This is a genomic window from Pantoea sp. Morm (genome assembly GCF_016643525.1).
GTDB lineage: Bacteria > Pseudomonadota > Gammaproteobacteria > Enterobacterales > Enterobacteriaceae > Pantoea > Pantoea dispersa.
This window is the reverse complement of sequence record NZ_VOQX01000207.1, coordinates 1-2,216: the sequence shown is the minus strand read 5'-3', so window position 1 is coordinate 2,216 and position 2,216 is coordinate 1. Positions and strand designations below refer to the sequence as shown.

Below are 2,216 nucleotides of genomic sequence, written 5' to 3'. Positions count from 1 at the left end.
GCCATCAAAATCGAACTGGTAGGTTTTACCCGCTTCGACCTGAATATAGCGATAAACCACTTCTCCTTTGAAGCCGTTGGTGTTTGAACCGTTGGTCATGGAACCCAACTCATAAGAGGAATTGCCTCCGCTCCAGCGCTTAACCCCGATGTTGTCATTTTTGTGATACAGACCGCTGGCGATCCAGCCCTGCTGGGTGCCGTCGTTGAAATTCCACACTAGCCCCTTGTGATCGACCTTCGGCGGATCGACATTGATCTCCAGCAGAAAGGTTGGCGCATTCACATCACGAATGGCGCTATCACTGACCTGAAATTGCGTCAGTCCTTTCCACGGTGAGCGATCGTAAGACTGATAGCTCCAGTTACCCGTAGCATCCGCTGTGACCGAGTCCATTAATACCCAGTGGCCCTCAATATGGCAGCCGAAGATATACACCACCTTATTGGGTGCAGACGTGCCTTTCAGGGTTGGCGTCATATCATCGGTGATATCACCGCTTTTCAGCTGGCCCTGCTTTGGTCCGTTATCATCCCACGCAGAAATAATCTCCGTCTTGCCGGAGATAATCGTCAGGTCGAAAACGTCGGCGGCGGCGTCACGCACCGGGCTGTCTGAGACCTGGAACTCATATTTGCCAAAGCCGCCGCGTAACGCGCGCACTTCGCTTTGCCAGTGACCATGAGCATCCGCAACGGCGCTGCCGAGCGTCACCCATACCCCGTTCACGTGGCGGGCATAGATATAAACCACGCTGTTTGCTGCAGCATGGCCTTTCAGCGTTGGCGTCAGGTCATCAGTGACATCGCCCTGATGCAGCACGCCGGTCTGCGCGCCAAAATTATCCCAGGCAGAAACGATGCCGGGTTTTTCCGGCACCATGTTGAGACTGAACACCTCGGCGCTGGTGTCGCGATCAAAAGTTTTGGCAGCCTGAAACTCATAAGTGCCGTATCCCCCGCGCAGCGCACGCACTTCCGTTATCCAGTTGCCCCAGGCATCGGCCTTAACGCTGCCTAACACTACCCAGTGGCCATCAATATGCCGCGCATGGATATATACCATGCTGTTGGCTTCGGCTTTGCCCTGCAGCGTCGGCGCCATGTCATCGGTGGTGGCGCCGTTGATTAATTTGCCCTGCTCGGGCCCGACATTATCGTGCGCCGCGTTGATGGTGGGCTTCAGGCGGGTGCCGTTGTCTGACACATAAAGGTCGAACAGCGGCGCAGCGGGATCGCGCGTCGGGCTGTTACTGGCCTGGAAGTGATACGGGCCGGCCCCGCCATCCAGTCGGGCGATTTCCACCTGCCAGTGGCCAAAGGCATCCGCCTGGGTGCTGCCTTTCAGCCACCAGCTGCCGTTTTCGCGTGTGGCATACACGTAGACGATACTGTTGGCTTCCGCCGTGCCTTTGAGCGTGGGGGTGAAGTCATCGGTCAGCGCGCCGTTTTCCAGTTTGCCCTGTGCCGTGCCAAAATTATCCAGCGCATACTCAATCTTCACCGGCGCGGTGGGCACCACCGTATAGGTAAACGGCTCGCTCGCATCGCTCAACTCACCACGGTTATTTTGCGCGCGGGTAGTAATGGTGTTTTCACCGTAGCCCAGCAGATCAACGTTACTCTCCCAGCGCCATTGCCCGTCAATCACCGGTGCCACGCCGACGCGTACCCCGTTGACATAGATGATGACGTTTTCGGCATCCAGCGGCGCGTTGCCGCTCAGGCGCGGGCTGCGATCATCGCTTTCGCTACCGGCTTTGATCACACCGGTGTTCACCCCTTCATTATCAAACACTTCCAGCAGCTGCGGCTTATCGATGCGCGGCGAATTGACGTAAAGCGTATAGACCGGGGAATCAAAACTGACCTGGCCGAATTTATCGGTGGCGGTGACGTACAGGCGCTGTTCACCGTCACTCAGTTCCGGCGTAATGGTCCACTGGCCGTTTTTCGCCGCCTGCACGCTGCCAATCAGCACGCCGTTGCTGTACAGGCGGACAATGCTGTCCGGCTCGGCATAACCGGAAATGGCTGGCGTTTTATCATCGGTGAAGCCTTTGTTGCCAACCGGGCCCTGCACCGGTCCGAAATCATCCAGTACGCGCATAATCGCCGGCATATCGGGCGGGCTGAGATCGACTTCCAGCCGCGTCTGGAACGGAATCCCGGCGTTGCCGGCCCGGTCGAAAAAGCGCACGGTGAGATTGTGGCTCC

The 2,216-nt window shown here is 57.4% G+C and carries 1 protein-coding gene; it reads right to left on the bottom strand.

The features are described from left to right. Window positions 1–2,216: Ig-like domain-containing protein (locus tag FT726_RS26845; protein ID WP_346303800.1), on the bottom strand; the 2,216-nt coding region annotated here is incomplete at both ends.